Genomic DNA, 18,559 nt, shown 5'->3' with positions numbered 1-18,559 from the left:
CGATGCTAGAATTTCGCGACAGCTATTTTATAAGTGGTAATTAAAGGTCACAGAGTGCCTTTTTGACCGTCGCATTGCCCCGGCCACCTGCTTTATGTGCCGGGTGAATAATGATCAATAAGTTGAAGAGTTGGAGTTGATAGATGGCCTGGAACGAACCGGGTGGTAATAACAAGGACCCATGGGGCGGCGGTAATCGCAACAACGATGGCCCGCCGGATCTCGACGAGCTGTTGCGTAAAATGCAGCAGAAACTGAACGGCCTGTTTGGCGGCAAACCCTCTGACTCCCAGGGCGGCAGCGGCAATGGTGGCAGCTTTCCCTGGTCTCTGGTACTCATCGTGCTTGCCGTGGTCTACGGTCTATGGGGCTTTTATCAGGTGGAGGCCAACGAATCTGCCGTGGTTCTGCGCTTGGGTAAATACCACTCCACCGAATCGTCCGGTCTGCACTGGAATCCGCCCCTGATCGATCACGTCACCAAGGTGAACATGACCGAGGTGCGAACCGAACGTACTACCGGACAAATGCTCACCGAAGACGCCAGTATCGTCGACGTGGTACTGCAGGTGCAGTGGCATATCGACGATGCCGAGTCTTTCGTGCTGCGTGTCGCCGATCCGCTCAAGAGTCTGCAGGAAGCCACCGACAGCGCCTTGCGCCATGTAGTGGGATCCCAAACCCTGAATGGTGTTATTTCCCAGAATCGTACCCAGGTGGCCGCGGACACCCAGGTACGCCTGCAGGAATACCTGGACCTGTATATAACCGGAATTCGCGTCGATGTGGTCAACCTCACTGACGCCAAGGCTCCGCGTGAAGTGCAGGACGCGTTCGATGACGTAGTGCGGGCGCGCGAAGACGAGGTGCGTCTGCAGAATGAAGCCCAGGCCTACGCCAATCAGGTGATCCCGGTGGCGCGCGGTCAGGCCCAGCGTATGCTGGAAGAGGCGGAAGCCTATAAATCCCGCGTGGTGGCAAGTGCCCGCGGTGAGGCGGCCCGCTTTACTGCACTTTTGAAAGAGTACCAGCTCGCTCCCGGAGTAACTCGCGAGCGCATGTACCTGGAAACTGTTCAGGATGTGATGAGCAACACCTCCAAGGTGATGGTGGATGTCGAAGGCGGCAACAACATGATGTACCTGCCGCTCGACAAACTCGGCCAGGGCAGTGGCACGTCCGCCGCTCAGCGGCAGCAGGTTTCTCCGCAGGTGGTCGATGAGATCTCCCAGCGGGTCATCAATCAGCTGCGCACGGAAGCCGCTAATACTCGTCGCAGCCGCGAAGTGCGTTAAGGGGGAGCTGTAATGAACAACAACAAGTCGCTTTTTGTGATTGCGCTGATTCTGATCGGCCTACTGGTGCTGTCCGGCAGTGCTTTTGTGGTGAAAGAGACCGAAAGGGCCGTGCTGTTGCGCTTCGGTGAGCTGGTGCGTACCGATTACAAACCGGGCCTTTACTTCAAGATTCCTCTGGTGCACGAATTGCGCAAATTCGATGCGCGTATACAGACTGTCGATTCCCAGCCTGTGCGTATGCTGAACAGTGAAAACAAGTTCATGATGGTGGACTCATACGCGAAATTCCGCATTTTTGATGTGGGTCGTTTCTACGTCGCAACCCGAGGTGACGAGCGCAACGCCGTACGCCTGCTGGCAGAGCAGATCAATAACCGCCTGCGTAACCAGTTTGGTGTGCGCGATTTGCACGAGGTGGTCAGTGGTCAGCGGGATGAGCTGATGGCGGAAATTACCAAGAATCTGAACGAGACTGCGCAGACCGATCTTGGGGTGGAAATTGTCGATGTCCGTGTGAAGCGTATCGACCTGCCACCGGAAGTGTCCGAATCGGTGTTTCAGCGGATGCGCGCCGGTCGTGAGCTGGAAGCCCGTGATCATCGTGCCAAGGGTGCTGAGGCGAGTGAAAGGGTGCGTGCCAACGCCGATCGCCAGAGGGTGGTGATCGAGTCCGAGGCTTACCGCAAGGCGGAGGAGCTGCGCGGTGCCGGTGATGCGGAAGCGGCGAGTATCTACGCCAATGCTTACAGCAAGGACCCCGAGTTCTATCGCTTCTCCCGCAGCCTTACTGCGTACCGGGAATCTTTCAAGGACAAGACGGATATGCTGCTGGTGGAGCCAGACAGCGAGTTCTTCCGCTACCTGAAAGACCCCGGGGGCAAATAAGGCCCTGCAAATACCGGAACTGGTCACAGGCCCGGTATTTGGTGGTAAAATCCCCAAAACCGGGCCGGCGCCCGGTTTTTTTGTGCCGGCCCCATTTGTTGAGTCTCTGATTGCTGGTCTTGTTGCAGGATTAAGTGGAGCTGCAAAGTGTGGGAAGAGCTGGCGCGGGCCATCGGTCTGGTGCTGATCATCGAGGGCGTTTTGCCTTTTCTCTACCCCAGGCGCTGGCGCGCACTGGTACAGCAGCTGGCATCTGTGGATAATCGCAGCCTGCGCACGGCGGGGCTGATATCCATGCTCGCCGGCATCACCCTGCTGATACTGATACGCTGACTGTATAGTTTGCCTGTCACAATCGAGGTTCACCCCGGTCTCGCGACCGCATAGTTAACTGTCGAACGCTCACACCATGACCCAAGCCGAACGCTGGATGCTACCGGATGGCATCGCCGAGATTTTGCCTGCGGATGCCAAGCGGGTAGAAACCCTGCGCAGAAACCTGCTGGACCTGTACCACCGCTGGGGCTACGAGCTCATCATTCCGCCGATGGTGGAATTCACGGAATCCCTGCTGATCGGCATGGGGCGCGATGTGGATATGAGCACTTTCCGGGTTACCGACCAGCTGTCTGGTCGTATCCTGGGCATCCGCGCGGATATTACCCCCCAGGCCGCGCGCATCGACTCTCACAGTTTTCCCCGCAGCGGTGCCAACCGGCTCTGCTATGCCGGCCAGGTGCTCTACACGCGCCCGCGCGCGCCCATGGGGCCAAGAGCGCCGATTCAGGTTGGTGCCGAAATATATGGTGTTGAGAGCCTGCAGGCAGATATCGAAATCATCAGCCTGATGATCGCGACACTGCGCACTGCGGGTATCCGCCAGATTCACCTGGACCTGGGACATGTGGCCATATTCCGCAGTCTTGCCGAGGCCGCGGGCCTCGACAGCGAGCAGCGCAACGAGTTGATTGCGCTGCTGCAGAGCAAGGCGGTGGCGGATATCTCCAGCTGGGTGGAAAGCAACGTGAAGGATGCCGATGCCGCCCGGTGGCTGCGCGCCCTGCCGCGTCTGGCCGGCGGCAGCGAATGCCTGGAGCGGGCTCGCGAACTCTTCGCCAACGGCCCCGAAGCCCTGCGCGCGGCGCTGGAAGAGTTGCAACAGGTTGCCGATGCGGTGGCCCGTCGTTACCCGCAGGTCGCACTGTTTTTTGATCTCAGTGAGATGCGGGGCTATGACTACGAAACCGGTCTGGTATTCGCCGCCTACTCACCGGGGCACGGTCAGGCGCTCGCCAACGGCGGACGCTATAACGGCATCGGCGCGGTATTTGGCCGCGACCGGGCGGCCACCGGATTCAGTAGTGACCTGGTGACCATCAATGCCCTGGGGGATAACGGCCTCCGTGAAGGGGATGCGATACTGGCGCCCGCCAGCGATTGTGAACAGCTGTGGCAGCTTGCCGAGCAACTGCGGGACGCCGGTGAAGTGGTCATCAGCAGTATGCCCGGCGGTGGCGATGACAGCGAGACGCTGGCGCGTTGCGATCGCGAACTGGTGCAGGAAGGCGGCCGCTGGGTGGTAAAACCCCGCTAAGCTGGTTAGTTGATTTACAAAATTTGGTCGCAGGACGGGCGCGGCCGATTTTTTCTTTTCGCCCGTTTAACGTTGAACTGACGACACGAGATTTACGCACATGGGCAAGAATGTAGTGGTGCTGGGCACCCAGTGGGGCGACGAAGGCAAAGGCAAAATTGTCGACTTGCTGACGGAAAAAGTCGCGCTGGTAGTCCGCTTTCAGGGCGGTCACAACGCCGGCCACACACTGGTGATCAACGGTGAGAAAACCGTGTTGCACCTCATCCCCTCCGGCGTACTGCGTCCGGACGTGACCTGTCTGATCGGCAACGGCGTGGTGCTGTCTCCGGAAGCGCTGCTGAAAGAGATGGCCGGACTGGAAGCTGCCGGTGTACCGGTGCGCAAGCGTCTGCGTCTGTCGCCCGCCTGCCCGCTGATTCTGCCGGTGCACGTGGCCCTGGATCAGGCCCGCGAGAAAGCCCGCGGCGACAAGGCCATCGGCACCACCGGTCGCGGCATCGGCCCGGCCTATGAGGACAAGGTCGCCCGACGCGGCCTGCGCCTTGGCGACCTGTGCAACTGGGACAACTTCTGTGCCCAACTGAAAGAGTTGCTGGAGTACCACAACTTCGCCCTGACCCAGTACTACAAGGTCGAGCCGGTGAGTTATGAGGAAACCCTCAAGGTCGCCGAGACCTGGCGCGAAGAGCTGGTGCCGATGATCATCGATGTGGCAGACCATCTGCACAAGGCCCGTGAGAACGGCGAGCACATCCTGTTCGAGGGCGCCCAGGGCTCCCTGCTGGATATCGACCACGGCACCTATCCCTATGTGACCTCTTCCAACACCACCGCCGGCGGCACCGCCACAGGTTCCGGTTTTGGTCCCCTGTACCTGGATTACGTGCTGGGCATCACCAAGGCGTACACCACCCGTGTGGGCGGTGGCCCTTTCCCCACCGAGCTGGACTGCGATGTAGGCCGTCACCTGGGTGAAAAAGGTCACGAGTTCGGTGCGACTACCGGCCGCCAGCGCCGCACCGGTTGGTTCGATGCCGTCGCCGTGCGCCACGCTATCCGTATCAACAGTATCTCCGGTCTGTGTCTGACCAAGCTGGATGTACTGGACGGTCTCAAGGAAGTGAAGATCTGTGTCGGCTATCGCAACGCTGCCGGTGAAGACGTGCCGGTACCCTTCGATGCCGCCGGCTGGGAAGGTGTAGAGCCGGTGTACGAATCCATGCCCGGCTGGACCGAGACGACCTTCGGCGTGCGCCGTGAAGCAGGCCTGCCGCAGGCTGCAAGGGATTACATCGCCCGTATCGAGGAGTTGGTGGGTGCGCCTATCGATATCATCTCCACCGGTCCGGACCGTGTGCAGACCATCGTGCGGGAGTCTTCGGCCCTGTGCGAAATGGGTATCCACAGCCCCAGCGTCTGATTACCCATTGCTTTGGGACCGGTGAAACCAACCGGTCCCAAAGATTCCTTGCCTCCCGATGCGCCAATCCCGATCATTGGGACTGCATATAAATTTTCGGTCACATTTTTCTGCCATACTGGCAGCCCTGTGCCAAACGGGAGTTTCCCCATGTCCAGCAGCACCTCAAGCAGTATCGGCAGTCGCTATAGCCCTGCAGAAGAAATTGCCAACAGCCTGACCCACGGCATCGGTGCGCTACTGGCCATTGCCGGCCTCGGTGTGCTGTGTGGCTTTGCGGCCTTGCGTGGTGATGCCTGGCATATCGTCAGCAGCAGCATATACGCCGCCACCCTGATTCTGTGTTTTGCGGCATCTACCCTTTACCACAGCATCACCCATATCAGCGCCAAGCAGATTCTGCGGACCGTCGACCACTCATCGATTTTCCTGCTCATTGCCGGTACCTACACCCCCTTCACCCTGGTTACCCTGCGCGGCCCCTGGGGCTGGTGGTTATTTGGCATCATCTGGGGACTGGCACTGCTTGGTCTGATCATCCAGTTCACCCCGTTGAAGAAAATCCGTGCACTCTCCATTACCCTCAGTGCGCTGATGGGCTGGGTGGTGATTGCGGCGATCAAGCCGTTGATGGATAACCTGGCCCCCGGGGGCCTGCTGTTACTGGTTCTGGGCGGCCTCTGTTACACCGGTGGAATCGCGTTCTACCTGTGGCGGAGCCTGCGTTTTCACCATGCGATCTGGCACCTGTTCGTACTGGCTGGCGGTGTACTGCATTTCTTCGCGGTGCTGTTTTACGTGATTCCTCCCGCGGCGTGATTCCGTTCGGTGCTGTACTGCCCTCGAGCATGTTGTGAAGGGGCGGCGCACGCGTGTGCGCTTAGAGCGCGTGGTCAATTACCAATGAAAAGAGTGTCGCCCCGGTCACAGGCTGGGTGAGTGACGCTATTCATCCCTTTCCGTCAGGCGCCTTCCGTTCTACCCTTGTGCGAGCTGTTACCGTCAAGGAGATGTCATGGGCCTTTTCGCCTCTACCCCCTCACGCCGTTCGTATCTGTGTTCTAGTTTGTTTAGCCTGCTGGTGATGGTGCCTCTGCTGGTCAGCGCAGCGGCGGATCCCGGATTTGAAAAGTGGAAAAAGGAATTTCGCCAGACGGCGATGAAAGAGGGGATCTCTGCAGAAACTTTTGATCGCGCCTTCAAGGGGGTCGACTCGCCAGACCAGTGGGTGTTGGACAAGGCCAGCTACCAGCCCGAATTCAAGGCCCCGGCCTGGCAGTACTTTGACAACCGCATCACCAAGTTTGCCGTCAAACGCGGTCGAGACAAGAAGCAGGAATTGCAGCCATGGCTGGATAAAATCGAGAAGCAGTCCGGGGTCAACCCCAATATCCTGCTTGCGATCTGGTCGATGGAGTCGAGCTTTGGTGCGATTCTCGATAACCAGACGGTAATGCGCAGTGTTATCCGCTCCCTGGCGACCCTCGCGTACGCAGATCCAAAACGCAAAAAGTTCGGCACCAGCCAGCTGCTTGCCGCACTCAAAATTCTACAGAGTGGTGATATCGATGAAAGCCACCTGACTGGATCCTGGGCCGGTGCCATGGGGCACACCCAGTTTATTCCCACCAGTTACCAGGCCTACGCGGTGGATATGGATGGCGACGGCAAACGCGATATCTGGAACTCAGTACCGGATGCCCTGGCGACCGCGGCCAACCTGCTGAAGGAGAACGGCTGGCGCAGCGGCGAGACCTGGGGTTATGAGGTCACCATTCCCGACAACAAATTGCCTGCGGGGAAATTGAAAATCTCCGAGTGGGAAAAGCTCGGCGTAACACGGGTAAGCGGAAAGGCGTTCCCGCGCCCGGATGATATTGCGGAGCTGAAAGTCCCTGCTGGTCGTGGTGGCCCCGCCTTCCTGATGTTGAAGAACTTCTTCGTCATCAAGCGCTACAACAACTCCGACCGCTACGCCGCCGCCGTGGGTATTCTCGCGGACCAGATCGGCGGTGGGGCACCTTTAACCAAAGACTGGAAGCGCCCGTTCACACGCCTTGATCACGACGAAGTGGTGGAGCTGCAAACCAAGTTGAAGGAAAAAGGCTTTTACGACGGAGAGATAGACGGCAAGGCCGGAGGTGAAACGCGCAAAGCCATTCTCAAGTTCGAGGAAAGCGCCGGGGTTGAATTGCAGGGGTTTCCGAGCAAGGAAGTTCTGGAGTTGCTTCGCAAGCAATAAACCTTTGTTAGAAGTTATCCTCCGGCAACAGGGTATCCTGAAGTAGCTCCAGGTTTTCCAGTACCTCGTGGGGTTCGTGGAAGTAGGCGATGTGGTACATGGCTTCGCCTTCCTGCACCAGGGGGATATTCTGTTTGCCGATGATGATGCCATCGGCATCCGCCAGTACCTTGTCCAGCTCGTTGCCGTACAGGTCGGCGATGGTAGCGAGGACTTCACCTTTTTTTACGTGGTCCCCAAGGTGACGCTTGTGGTTCACAATGCCGCTGTCACCCGCCCGCAACCAGCCACTGCGACGCGCGATAAAAGGTTCGATACCGAGCCTGCTCTTGCGCGGTGGCAACATGTTCAGATGACGCAGTACATTGAGTACACCCTTTACGCCGGCGCGAATACACAGTTCATCAAAGCGCAGGGCTTCGCCCGCCTCATACAGCAGAATTCGCACCCCGAGATCGGCCGCCGCCTGGCGCAATGAGCCATCCCTTAGGGTGGAATTCAGCATCACGGGCACACCAAAAGCACAGGCCATGGCGCGGGTCTGTTCATCGTCGAGATTTGCACGAATCTGCGGCAGGTTACTGCGGTGCAGTGCACCGGTGTGCAGGTCGATGCCGTAGTCGCACTTGGATACGACCTCGTCCAGAAATACATGGGCCATACGCGCCGCCAGGGAGCCGCGGGCAGAGCCGGGGAAGGAGCGGTTGAGATCCCTGCGGTCTGGCAGGTAGCGGGATTGTTGCAATACGCCGTAGACATTGACGACCGGTACCGCAATCAAAGTGCCGCGCAGCGAGCGGAGTGCCTTGCTGTTGATCAGGCGGCTGATGATTTCCACTCCGTTCAATTCGTCACCGTGAATAGCGGCGCACACAAAAATGGTCGGGCCGTCTTTCTTGCCGCGGTGAACATAGACCGGTATCGCCATTTCTGTATCGGTGTACAGGCGAACAATGGGAAGCTCGATTTTACGGGTTTCACCGCGGGAGACCGTAATGCCGGCAACTTTGAAGCTTTTGTCCATCTGCATCGGATCGTCCCGCGGGTATAAACAGCCAATATTGTAGAGGGGCTCTGGCAAATCGTGGAAGTGCTTGCCCTCGGCCCTTGATCTTTGTCCCTTGGCTCGTTGTGGTGTGCTGTTAGAATCGACACACATATGTTCGGGCGCAACGGGTCCGGCCGCCTCAGTATCCGGAATTACCAGGTTTATATGAAGTCTGAATTTATCAAAATGGCCCTTGTCCTCGGGCTCCTGAGTTGTGTTGGTCCCTTTGCGATCGATATGTACCTGCCGGCAATGCCCGCGATGGCCGACGACTATGACGTGCCGGTGGCCATGTCGCAATACACCCTGGTGTCATTCTTTATCGCCTTTGGTATCTGCCAGCTGTTCTATGGGCCCGCAGCGGATATGTTCGGGCGCAAGCCGCCGTTGTATTTCGGGCTGACCCTGTTTCTGTTTGCATCTCTCGGTTGTGCGCTTGCACCTACTATCGAGTGGCTGATCGGACTGCGGTTTGTCCAGGGGATTGGTGCCGCGGCGGTAATGTCTATCCCGCGGGCAATAATCCGAGACCGCTACACCGGTACCGAGGCTACGCGTTTGATGACAACTGTGATGCTGGTGGTGTCTGTTTCGCCGATGCTGGCACCACTGGTTGGTAGCCTGTTGATGGCGCCCTTTGGTTGGCCTGCGGTATTTTATGCGGTGGCGCTGGCAACAGTATTCAGTTTGCTACTGATTTATTTTGTGCTGCCAGAAACACTGCCGGTAGTGGATCGCGTGCCGGTAAAGGTCTCCGCCATGCGCGATGCGCTCAATGTGCTGGTCAGAGATCCTCACTTTATCGGCATGACCCTGATCGGCGGTATGGGCATGGCGAGTTTCTTTTCGTTCTTGTCTATCGCCGCTTTTCTGTATACGGACTATTACGGATTGACGCCTACTGAATTCAGTTTTGCGTTTGCGTTGAATGCGCTGGGATTTTTTGTGGCCAGTCAATTTGCGGCGAATCTTTGCGAACGTTTCGCCGGTGTGGCTGTGGTGAAATGGGCAGTAAGTGGATTTGCCCTGAGCGCCGTAGTGAATTTGCTGTTGAATTTCGCCGGTATCGATAATTTTGGGGTGCTGGTTGGGCTGCTACTTGTGGGTAACGCGTTTCTCGGGCTGGTAGTTCCGACCACGATGGTCCTGTCGCTGGATGACCACGGCCCCATTGCCGGCACCGCAGCCGCGGTGGGTGGCACCTTGCAAATGATGTTGGGCGCAGCCGCTATTGGTATTGCCAGTGCAGTTTTCGACGGGAAGCCACTGACGCTCGTCGCCGCTATCGGTGCGTGTGGCGTGATCGCGTTACTGATATGTATAGTGACACTGCGGCCGTCGCCGCAAACTCAAGTTACGACTTAACACGGCTGTAGTTTATCTGATCTGATATCGGTGCTTCTGCTATAGAAATACTGGCAGACAGTATTGGTCGCTCTCTCACCAATCCCGATCATGAAATTTTCGTCCGCATTTTCGTGCTCGAGATTTCGCAGGGCTTTATCTGGTCTGCCTGCTAATACATTGCACATATCCGGCGAGCGGACTAAGGTGGCTTACGGAATATAAAAACAGCAAAAGTCCGAGGTGATCCATGTCCGGTTCTGCCCGTTCACAGTCTACTGCGCCACCACCGGGCCGAGTGCGTATCGGCCGTCGCTACCGCCCTTCACGGCTGGATGGCCCCTACGATGTAATTGTGATTGGTTCCGGAATTGGTGGCCTTACCAGTGCCTCATTGTTGAGCGCGGCGGGGAAAAAAGTGCTGGTACTGGAGCAGCACTATACTGCCGGTGGTTTTACGCATGCCTACGAGCGTCAGGGGTACGAGTGGGATGTGGGGGTGCATTATATCGGTGATGTGGGGGACCATCTCACCATGACCCGCAAGCTGTTTGATTTTATTTCTGGTGGCCGCCTCAAATGGGCGCCGATGGATCCCACTTACGACCGGATTTTTCTCGCCGACCAGCAGTATGATCTGGTGGCAGGGCGCGACGAGTTTGTCGGGGAATTGTCGCGACAGTTCCCGGGTGAACGGGAGGTAATAGAAAAGTACCTCCAGCGAGTGATGGCGGTGTCGAAAGCCATGCCGGTGATCACCCTGGAAAAGTTACTGCCTCGCTGGTGCGCGCCACTGCTGAATATCTACAAGAAGCTGCGTTGGCCCGCCTATCTTCACAAGACCACTTATGAGGTCCTGCGTGAACTGACCGACAACGAAACACTGATCGCGGTGCTAACCGGCCAGTGGGGTGATAACGGTATGACGCCCAAGACCGGCAGTTTCATCATCCACGCATTGATCGCGAAGCACTATCTATACGGCGGTTACTACCCGGTGGGCGGCGCCAGTCGGATTGCTGAAACCATTCTTCCACAGATACAGAACGGCGGCGGCGAAGTGTTTACCTATGCATCAGTGGAGACCCTGCTGCTGGATGGAAAACGGGTGATCGGTGTGCGCATGGTGGATGGCTGCGAGATTATGGCGCCGACGGTAATTTCCAATGCCGGTGTGTTCAATACCTTCGAAAAACTGTTGCCACAAAGTGCTTGTGTTGCCGCAGGTTATCCAGCCAGGTTGCAGGCTGTGAAGCCTTCCATGAGCCATGTGTGTCTGTATATAGGCTTGCAGCAAACCGCCGCGGAATTGGGGCTGCCAAAAACCAATTACTGGATTTACCCCAGTATCGATTATGAAAAAGATACTGCCGCTTTCCTTGACCACCAGAGTGCGGAAATTCCGCTGGTGTATATTTCCTTCCCGTCGGCGAAAGACCCAGCCTTCACCCAGCGCCATCCCGGTCGGGCCACCATTGAAATAGTGGCGCCGGCCAAATTCAGCTGGTTTGAGTCCTGGCAGCGGGAGACCTGGGGCAAGCGGGGCGCGGACTACGAGGCGCTGAAGCAGCAGTTCAGTGAGCGTCTGCTTGAACACCTGTACCGGCATTTGCCCCAGTTGCGCGGCCAGATCGATTACTGCGAACTGTCCACACCGCTGTCTACCCGCTATTTCTGCGAGTATCAGCACGGAGAAATTTACGGCCTGGATCACGACCCTGCGCGTTTTCGCCAGAGCTGGTTGCGCCCGAGAACCCGTATTCGGGGGCTCTACCTTACCGGCCAGGACATTGTGAGCTGTGGTGTGGCAGGGGCGCTGTTCGCTGGCGTGCTTACCAGCCAGAGTATTCTGGGGTGGCGTCGCGGTTTTCCTCTGTTGAAACGGATCTTCAGGAGCGAAGGATCACCGCACCCTCGAGGCTCGGGAGCCAAGCCGCCGGAACGTCATACGGTCGTCTAGAATTTGAAAAGGTAAGCCATAATTTCGGTGCGTGATCGAGCAATTTTGTGGTAATCCAGGCATTATTTTTTTGCACGATTGACCAATAATTGACCTTTGTATAGGGTTTCGCACTCCTTTCGCTCACTGCTGTTTAGATAGCGATTTTCGTCCGAGGCAATACACATGGCTTCCATTAGCGGAATTCCCCACAAAGCGCCGACGGCCAACAAAAAGGCCGAAAAGCGCGAAATCGCCAAGGCGAAAATCCTGAACGCCACGCTGGATATTATTGCCCGCAACGGTCTGGCAGCGCTGTCGCACCGGACCATTGCCAATGAAGCTGGTGTACAACTGGCAATGACCACCTATTACTTCGGCACGCTGGAAAACCTGATTGAAGCCGCGTTTGACCTGCATCTGGAGCGGGAAAGGCCCTGGCGCGATGAAATAGCGCGAAGAGCCGAGGCGCTGTACCACCGGTTCATCAGTACTTCAACCGGTGCATTTGCGGATAATCCGGGGGAGCTCGAGGATTTTGCGGAAGCACTGGCCGATGAAATTGTCGAGATTATTTATGAAGAGTCGACCGTCAAAAAAAATATGATTTCGGCCGAGTGCCAGTTCGCGTTTGAGCAGAACCTGCCGGAGGCGCTGGCCAGAAAAGTGCGCGCCCTGGACAACTCGCTGTGGGATATCGCCGAGGTCAGTTGTCGCAGACTGGGCAGTTCCGCCCCCAGGATAGATGGACGCCTGCTGGTCTTTACCATGCGCGAGTTACAACTGATGGCGGTAAGAAGCAGCGTACTTCCTGACAAGGGTATGATGCGCGCCTGCATTGGGCGCCTGCTGCGGGGGTTTCAGCTGCAGAGTTGAGCCCACTTCAGCGACCGTTTCGGAGGTGATTCACCGTGTTGAGCGGTGGACCCGAAGTCCGAGGTAATGGCAAAGCGGCCCTTGCGCGCCTTTCAATGGGTCCCTGTAACTGTATGGGGATCCTATGAAGACTTTCTCCTTTTCCACCACCAATACCATTCTGTGCGAAGTGGATGGCGCTGCACGGTTGGCGCAGCACTGTCGCGCAACCGGTGCCAGCCGTGTGCTGCTGGTGACCGATGCCGGTATCCTCAATGCCGGTCTCCTGGACGGGCTGCTGCCGGGATTTGACTGCGCGGATCTGCGCCTGGGCATCTTCGACAGGGTTGAGGCGGACCCCAAAAGCGCTACGGTGGAGGCGGCGGTACACGCGGCGCGGGCACTGGGAGCGGAGCTGATCGTCGGTTTCGGTGGCGGCAGCTCCATGGATGTGGCCAAAGTCGTGGCGGTGCTGGCACACCCGGATTGCCGGCAGTCGCTGGACGAGCTCTATGGGGTGGGCAATGTGCGTGGCCCGCGCCTGCCGCTGCTACAGGTGCCCACTACCGCGGGCACCGGATCAGAAGTGACACCTATCGCCATCGTCACCACGGGGGAGACCACCAAGGCAGGTATCGTTTCCCCGCATTTGCAGCCGGATATCGCCTTGCTGGATCCGAAGCTCACGCTCGGCCTGCCGCCAGCGGTAACCGCGGCCACCGGTATCGATGCGATGGTGCATGCCATCGAGGCCTACACCTCCGCGCACAAAAAGAATCCGGTATCCGATATGCTGGCGCGGGAGGCACTGCGGCTACTCGCGAGTAATATTGCCACTGCCACTCACAACGGCACCGATCTTAAAGCCCGCGGAGACATGCTACTGGGCGCCCTGTATGCGGGGCAGGCCTTCGCCAATGCACCGGTGGCGGCGGTACATGCACTGGCTTATCCTCTCGGTGGCCACTTCCATATTCCCCATGGCCTCAGCAACTCGCTGGTACTCCCACAGGTTATGCGTTTCAACGCCCCGGCGGCAGCGCCGCTGTATGCACAGTTGGCTCCGCTGGTGATGGGGGGAGATTGCCGTGATGGTGGCCCCGAGCAGATGAGCGAAGCGCTTATCGGCTGGCTGGAAAATCTGATTGCGGAACTGGGATTACCCTGTCGGCTGCGTGACTGTGGTGTAACTGAGGAAAGTCTGCCGCAATTGGCTGCGGATGCCATGCAGCAGCAGCGGTTGCTGGTGAATAATCCGCGCGCGGTTAGCGAGGCCGATGCCCTGGCGATGTACCGTGCGGCTTACTGAAACGCGAGAAATAAACGAGTTATGCAGCAGGACAATACGACGTCGGGGGATCACTATACCCGCGATCATTATCGGGTTTTCTTTCCTATCAGCACCCGCTGGCACGACAATGATATCTACGGTCATGTGAACAATGTGACCTATTACAGTTACTTCGATAGTGCGGTAAACCGCTACCTGATCGAGGAGGGGGGGCTGGATATCCACAGCGCTGCGGTGGTTGCCTTCGTGGTCAATTCCAGCTGCGACTACCGCGCGCCGCTGGCCTACCCGCAGCAACTGGAGGCGGGTATCCGGGTGGAAAAAATTGGTAACAGTTCGGTGGTGTATCGGGTGGCGATCTTTGCCGCCGGAGAAGTTCAGGCGGCGGCCGGTGGCCGCTTCACCCATGTGTTTGTTGAGCGCGAGGGGAATCGTTCGACCCCCATTCCTGAGCGTATCCGGCAGGCACTGGCGCGCATCGCTTAGTGTTCCAGTCGCACTTTGCCGGTTAACGTCGAAAAATTTCCTGAGGAGAATCTGCGCCCGCGTATTCAACCGCGTTATCAATGGGTATTGCAGCTATCCGCTAACCTGAGTGTTGCGCCACCCTCCCGCCCGTTATCCCTGGTGGCGAATACTTCCACATGGCAGGTGGCTTCTCATCCTGTGCTGGGGAAGCTTGAACGTACGGTAAGGGGGCAAGCTGAGATCGATCGTAAATGCGCGCAGGGCCGGGGAAAATTGCGTAAGCTACGACCCCAATCCATTCTTCGACATGCCCCGAGTCCGAGTTTTGCGCCCCTACAATCCGCCCACCGAACCCTTTCTGGATATCGTCTACAGTGACGCCCACCTGCTGGTGCTGGACAAACCCAGCGGTCTGCTCACCGTGCCTGGTCGCGATCCGGCCCACAAAGACAGTCTCGCCATTCGCGCCCAGACAGAATACCCGGACGCCCTGATTGTGCACCGCCTGGATATGGATACCTCCGGGTTGGTGGTGATGGCGCGCGGGCCGCAGGTGCACCGCCAGTTGAGTGCCCTGTTCCAGAATCGACAGGTGGAGAAGAGTTATCTCGCGCGGGTGTGGGGTGAGCCGGATGGGGACGAGGGTGAGGTAAATCTGCCGCTGATCTGCGACTGGCCGAACCGGCCAAAGCAAATCGTAGATTTCGAACACGGCAAGCCGTCGCTGACCCGCTGGCGCAAGCTCGACAGCGATGGAGTGTCCACCCTGATGCAGTTGATCCCGGTTACCGGCCGTTCGCACCAGTTGCGGGTACATATGCAGGCTATCGGCCACCCGATTCTCGGCGATCCCTTCTATGCCCAGGGTGACGCACTCGCCGCTGCAACCCGGTTACTGCTGCACGCGCAGGAGCTGGGCTTCGAGCATCCAGTGCTACAAAGGCCAATGCATTTTTTGTGTAATCCGGGGGCTGAATTTACTGTTTCGGCGTGATCGATTATGGGTGGGAGTCTGGATTTTTGTCCCGGGGAGGTTGATCCGGGGAGTGGGTTGCCTGCCGACAGACTCATGCCGGATAGCGGATGAGCAATAAAAAAGGCCGACTCTTGCGAGTCGGCCTTTTTACAAAGATGGTGCCCAGGAGAAGACTTGAACTTCCACGACCGTAAGGCCACTAGCACCTGAAGCTAGCGCGTCTACCAATTCCGCCACCTGGGCATACAGCGGTGTATGCCGCTGAGGCTGCGCACTATAGTGAATTTATTTGGCGTGTCAATTGTTCGGTGTGACCAAAAAGACAGACTTTTTGTAGTTAAATTACAAAAAAATCGCAGGCCGGTCTAAATGTGCGCTGAAATATGTAAAAATGGCGGAAATGTTCCAACAGAGAGATAACTTCCGTGGATCAGGATCAAAATGCCCCATTGCGGGAAGATGTGCGCCTATTGGGCGAAGAACTGGGTAAAGTTCTGCAGGGACAGGCTGGCAAGGGACTGTTCGAGACCGTCGAAACCATCCGTCAGGTGGCTGTGGGAAGTCGTGGACAAGGGGAAATGCCGGTAGCCAAGTTACGGGAGCTGCTGGATCCGCTGGAGGACGAGACCCTGCTGGAGGTGGCGCGGGCGTTCAGTCAGTTTCTGAACTTTGCCAATATCGCCGAACAGCGCCACCGCGAGCGTCTGCGTCGTCAGCACGCGCGTTTTCCCGGCGACCCCGATACCGACCGCGGACTGCGCCAGGTGCTTGTCGAGCTGAAAAATGCCGGCGTGGAAGGTGAAGAGATCCGCAAAGTGCTGTCGGACCTGTCTGTAGAGCTGGTGCTCACGGCGCACCCCACCGAAGTGACCCGCCGCACCCTGATCCGCAAGTACGATCAGATTGCCGATCTGTTGACCGAGCTCGACCGGCCAGACCTCAATGAAGAGGAGGTGGAAGACCTGCGCCGCCTGCTGCGGGAGCAGATTCTCTCCGCCTGGAGTACCGATGAGATTCGCCGCGAGCGCCCGACGCCGGAGGATGAAGCCAAGTGGGGGTTCGCCACTATTGAGCAGTCCCTGTGGCAGGCGGTGCCAAAAGGCATGCGCGATATTGAAGATGAATTGGTGCTCGCCGGACTGGCGCCGCTGGCGGCGGACTGGGTGCCGATCCGCTTTGCCTCCTGGATGGGTGGCGACCGCGATGGCAACCCCAATGTCACGTCCGCTGTGACTCGTCAGGTGCTGACGCTGGCGCGCTGGATGGCGGCGGACCTCTATCTGCGGGATGTGGAAAACCTGCTCGCGGATCTTTCCATGCACCGTGCCAGCGAAGAGCTGCTGGCTTCTACCGGTCCCAGTCAGGAGCCGTACCGACTGTTCTTGCGTGAGGTGCGCGACCGTCTGCGCAATACCCGCGCACTGATGGAGGCGCGGGTCAACGGCGCGGTGGAGTCGGAAGGTGAGATTTACAGGACCGGCGAGGAGCTGCACCGGGAGTTGAGCGTCATCGACCGCTCCCTGCGCGCGGTCGGTCTGCAGGCGATTGCTGAAGGCCAGCTCAAGGACACCCTGCGGCGCCTCAAGTGCTTCGGGATTACCCTGTTGAAACTGGATATCCGCCAGGAATCCACCCGTCACGCCAACGTCGTGGATGCCATTACCCGTTACCTGGGTCTGGGCAGCTATGCCAGCTGGGGGGAGAAGGTAAAACAGAAGTTCCTGTTATCCGAACTGGAAAGCCGTCGCCCGCTGGTGGACAGCGCTTTTTACCAGAGCGAATTCTGTACCGATGAGGTGCGGGAGGTGCTGGATACCTGTGGTGTTATCGCCGAGCAGGGTGCCGAGGGTTTGGGCGCCTACGTGATTTCCATGGCGCGAACGTCCTCCGACGTACTGGCCGTGATGCTGCTGCAGAAGGTGGCCGGGGTGCGTGAGCCCATGCGCGTAGTGCCGTTGTTCGAGACCCTGGATGACCTCAATAACGCCTATGACACCATGAGTGCACTGCTGGATATTCCGTTCTATCGCGAGCGGGTGAAAGCCGGGCAGGAGGTGATGATCGGTTACTCCGATTCTGCGAAGGATGCGGGTTTCCTGGGTGCGGCCTGGGCGCAGTTCCGCGCCCAGGAAAAGCTCACCGGAATTTTTCGCGAGTACGGCATTCCTCTGACCTTGTTCCACGGTCGCGGCGGCTCCATTTCCCGCGGTGGCTCACCCACGCGCATGGCGCTGATGTCGCAGCCTCCGGGTTCGGTTGCCGGCCGCATCCGGGTGACCGAGCAGGGCGAGATGATCCGTTTCAAATATGGTCGTCCCTCTGTTGCAGCTTACAACCTCGAGCAGTATGTGGCAGCGACCCTGGAGGCGACATTGCTTCCGCCGGCGGAACCGCGCCCCGAGTGGCGCGCAGAAATGGATCGTCTGACCCAGGCTTCTGTGCGCGCCTACCGCGAAGTGGTGCAGGACGATCCCGCACTGGTGTCTTACCTGCGCACCGTTACTCCGGAAACCGAGCTCAGCCGCCTGGCCCTGGGCAGCCGCCCGGCGCGGCGCAAGCCCGGCGGTGGGGTGGAAACCCTGCGCGCAATTCCCTGGGTGTTTGCCTGGACCCAGATGCGTCTGATGCTGCCGGCCTGGCTGGGTACTGGCGCGGCGCTGGAAACCGGTCTCGACAATGCCCCGGAAACCCTGCGCAGCATGAGCGAGGAGTGGCCGTTCTTCCAGACCGTGGTGGATATGCTGGAAATGGTGCTGGCCAAGTCCGACACCCGCGTGGCCCTGTGGTACGAAGAGCGTCTTACCGATGATCCTGAGTTGCAGCGCCTGGGTATCGAACTGCGCAGCCGCCTCGCGCGCACCGTCAATGCCCTGAGCCGCCTCACCGGGCGCGAAAGCCTGCTGGATAATAATCCGGTCATGCGCTGGTCCATCCGCGTGCGCGATCCATACACCGATCCGCTGCACCTGCTGCAGGCGGAGCTGATGTCACGTCTGCGTACTCGTGAGGAGGATCCGGTACTGGAGAGTGCCTTGATGGTGACCATTGCGGGGATTGCGGCGGGGATGCGCAATACCGGTTGATCTGAGGGCGGGAGGGCCGGCTGCACCAGTTGTGCAGTCGGTCGCTTGCGGCGCGGAATGAAATTTCGTGCGTCAGAAACGAAAAAAGGCCGCCTCTTTCGAGTCGGCCTTTT

At 58.4% G+C, this 18,559-nt stretch carries 15 protein-coding genes and 1 tRNA gene; 14 read left to right on the top strand and 2 right to left on the bottom strand.

The annotated features are described in order from the left end of the window. Positions 1-143: 143 nt before the first annotated feature. The 7 genes from hflK (at position 144) to PVT68_RS09815 (ending at position 7,442) form a co-directional block, all read left to right on the top strand. Positions 144-1,295, top strand: a complete 1,152-nt coding sequence (hflK, locus tag PVT68_RS09845) for an FtsH protease activity modulator HflK (RefSeq protein ID WP_280317590.1) — start codon at positions 144-146, stop codon at positions 1,293-1,295. Positions 1,296-1,307: 12 nt separating this feature from the next. Further along, positions 1,308-2,183, top strand: a complete 876-nt coding sequence (gene hflC, locus PVT68_RS09840) for a protease modulator HflC (protein ID WP_280317588.1) — start codon at positions 1,308-1,310, stop codon at positions 2,181-2,183. A gap of 147 nt (positions 2,184-2,330) precedes the next feature. Then, a complete protein-coding gene (locus PVT68_RS09835; RefSeq protein WP_280317586.1) occupies positions 2,331-2,516 on the top strand; it encodes a DUF2065 domain-containing protein in 186 nt (61 codons plus the stop codon). A 76-nt stretch (positions 2,517-2,592) separates the two neighbouring features. Further along, positions 2,593-3,777 (top strand): ATP phosphoribosyltransferase regulatory subunit, encoded by a 1,185-nt coding sequence (locus PVT68_RS09830; protein WP_280317584.1) that lies wholly within the window; start codon positions 2,593-2,595, stop codon positions 3,775-3,777. Between the two features lie 100 nt (positions 3,778-3,877). Further along, positions 3,878-5,200 carry an adenylosuccinate synthase gene (locus tag PVT68_RS09825; RefSeq protein WP_280317582.1) on the top strand — a complete coding sequence of 441 codons (1,323 nt, stop codon included), beginning with the start codon at positions 3,878-3,880 and terminating at the stop codon, positions 5,198-5,200. Positions 5,201-5,350: 150 nt separating this feature from the next. Continuing rightward, the gene (gene trhA, locus PVT68_RS09820; protein WP_280317580.1) at positions 5,351-6,019 is read left to right on the top strand and encodes a PAQR family membrane homeostasis protein TrhA; all 669 of its coding nucleotides are present in this window, start codon (positions 5,351-5,353) and stop codon (positions 6,017-6,019) included. A gap of 196 nt (positions 6,020-6,215) precedes the next feature. Continuing rightward, positions 6,216-7,442, top strand: a complete 1,227-nt coding sequence (locus PVT68_RS09815) for a lytic murein transglycosylase (protein WP_280317578.1) — start codon at positions 6,216-6,218, stop codon at positions 7,440-7,442. A 7-nt stretch (positions 7,443-7,449) separates the two neighbouring features. On the opposite strand, the gene PVT68_RS09810 is transcribed toward PVT68_RS09815, so the two are convergent. Beyond that, positions 7,450-8,472 carry a succinylglutamate desuccinylase/aspartoacylase family protein gene (locus PVT68_RS09810; RefSeq protein ID WP_280317577.1) on the bottom strand — a complete coding sequence of 341 codons (1,023 nt, stop codon included), beginning with the start codon at positions 8,470-8,472 and terminating at the stop codon, positions 7,450-7,452. 183 nt (positions 8,473-8,655) lie between these two features. Between PVT68_RS09810 and PVT68_RS09805 the strand changes: the two genes are divergently transcribed. The 6 genes from PVT68_RS09805 (at position 8,656) to PVT68_RS09780 (ending at position 15,381) form a co-directional block, all read left to right on the top strand. Next, positions 8,656-9,855, top strand: coding sequence for a multidrug effflux MFS transporter (locus tag PVT68_RS09805; protein ID WP_280317576.1), 1,200 nt, complete (start codon positions 8,656-8,658; stop codon positions 9,853-9,855). Between the two features lie 229 nt (positions 9,856-10,084). Beyond that, complete coding sequence (locus PVT68_RS09800) at positions 10,085-11,794, top strand: phytoene desaturase family protein (RefSeq protein ID WP_280317575.1); 1,710 nt, start codon at positions 10,085-10,087, stop codon at positions 11,792-11,794. Between the two features lie 165 nt (positions 11,795-11,959). After that, positions 11,960-12,649 carry a TetR/AcrR family transcriptional regulator gene (locus PVT68_RS09795; RefSeq protein WP_280317574.1) on the top strand — a complete coding sequence of 230 codons (690 nt, stop codon included), beginning with the start codon at positions 11,960-11,962 and terminating at the stop codon, positions 12,647-12,649. Positions 12,650-12,773: 124 nt separating this feature from the next. Next, positions 12,774-13,937, top strand: coding sequence for an iron-containing alcohol dehydrogenase (locus PVT68_RS09790; protein ID WP_280317572.1), 1,164 nt, complete (start codon positions 12,774-12,776; stop codon positions 13,935-13,937). 21 nt (positions 13,938-13,958) lie between these two features. Next, entirely contained in the window at positions 13,959-14,405 is a 447-nt protein-coding gene (locus tag PVT68_RS09785) for an acyl-CoA thioesterase (RefSeq protein ID WP_280317570.1), read from the top strand. A 307-nt stretch (positions 14,406-14,712) separates the two neighbouring features. Continuing rightward, complete coding sequence (locus PVT68_RS09780; RefSeq protein WP_407666088.1) at positions 14,713-15,381, top strand: pseudouridine synthase; 669 nt, start codon at positions 14,713-14,715, stop codon at positions 15,379-15,381. 138 nt (positions 15,382-15,519) lie between these two features. Here PVT68_RS09780 and PVT68_RS09775 read toward each other — a convergent pair. Then, positions 15,520-15,606 (bottom strand) — tRNA-Leu (locus tag PVT68_RS09775). Between the two features lie 182 nt (positions 15,607-15,788). On the opposite strand from PVT68_RS09775, the gene ppc reads away from it, so the two are divergent. Continuing rightward, positions 15,789-18,446 carry a phosphoenolpyruvate carboxylase gene (ppc, locus tag PVT68_RS09770; protein ID WP_280317567.1) on the top strand — a complete coding sequence of 886 codons (2,658 nt, stop codon included), beginning with the start codon at positions 15,789-15,791 and terminating at the stop codon, positions 18,444-18,446. The last annotated feature ends 113 nt before the right edge of the window (positions 18,447-18,559 follow it).

The sequence above is a fragment of the Microbulbifer bruguierae genome (assembly GCF_029869925.1).
Classification (GTDB): Bacteria; Pseudomonadota; Gammaproteobacteria; order Pseudomonadales; family Cellvibrionaceae; genus Microbulbifer; species Microbulbifer bruguierae.
This window is presented reverse-complemented; position numbering and strand designations above follow the sequence as displayed.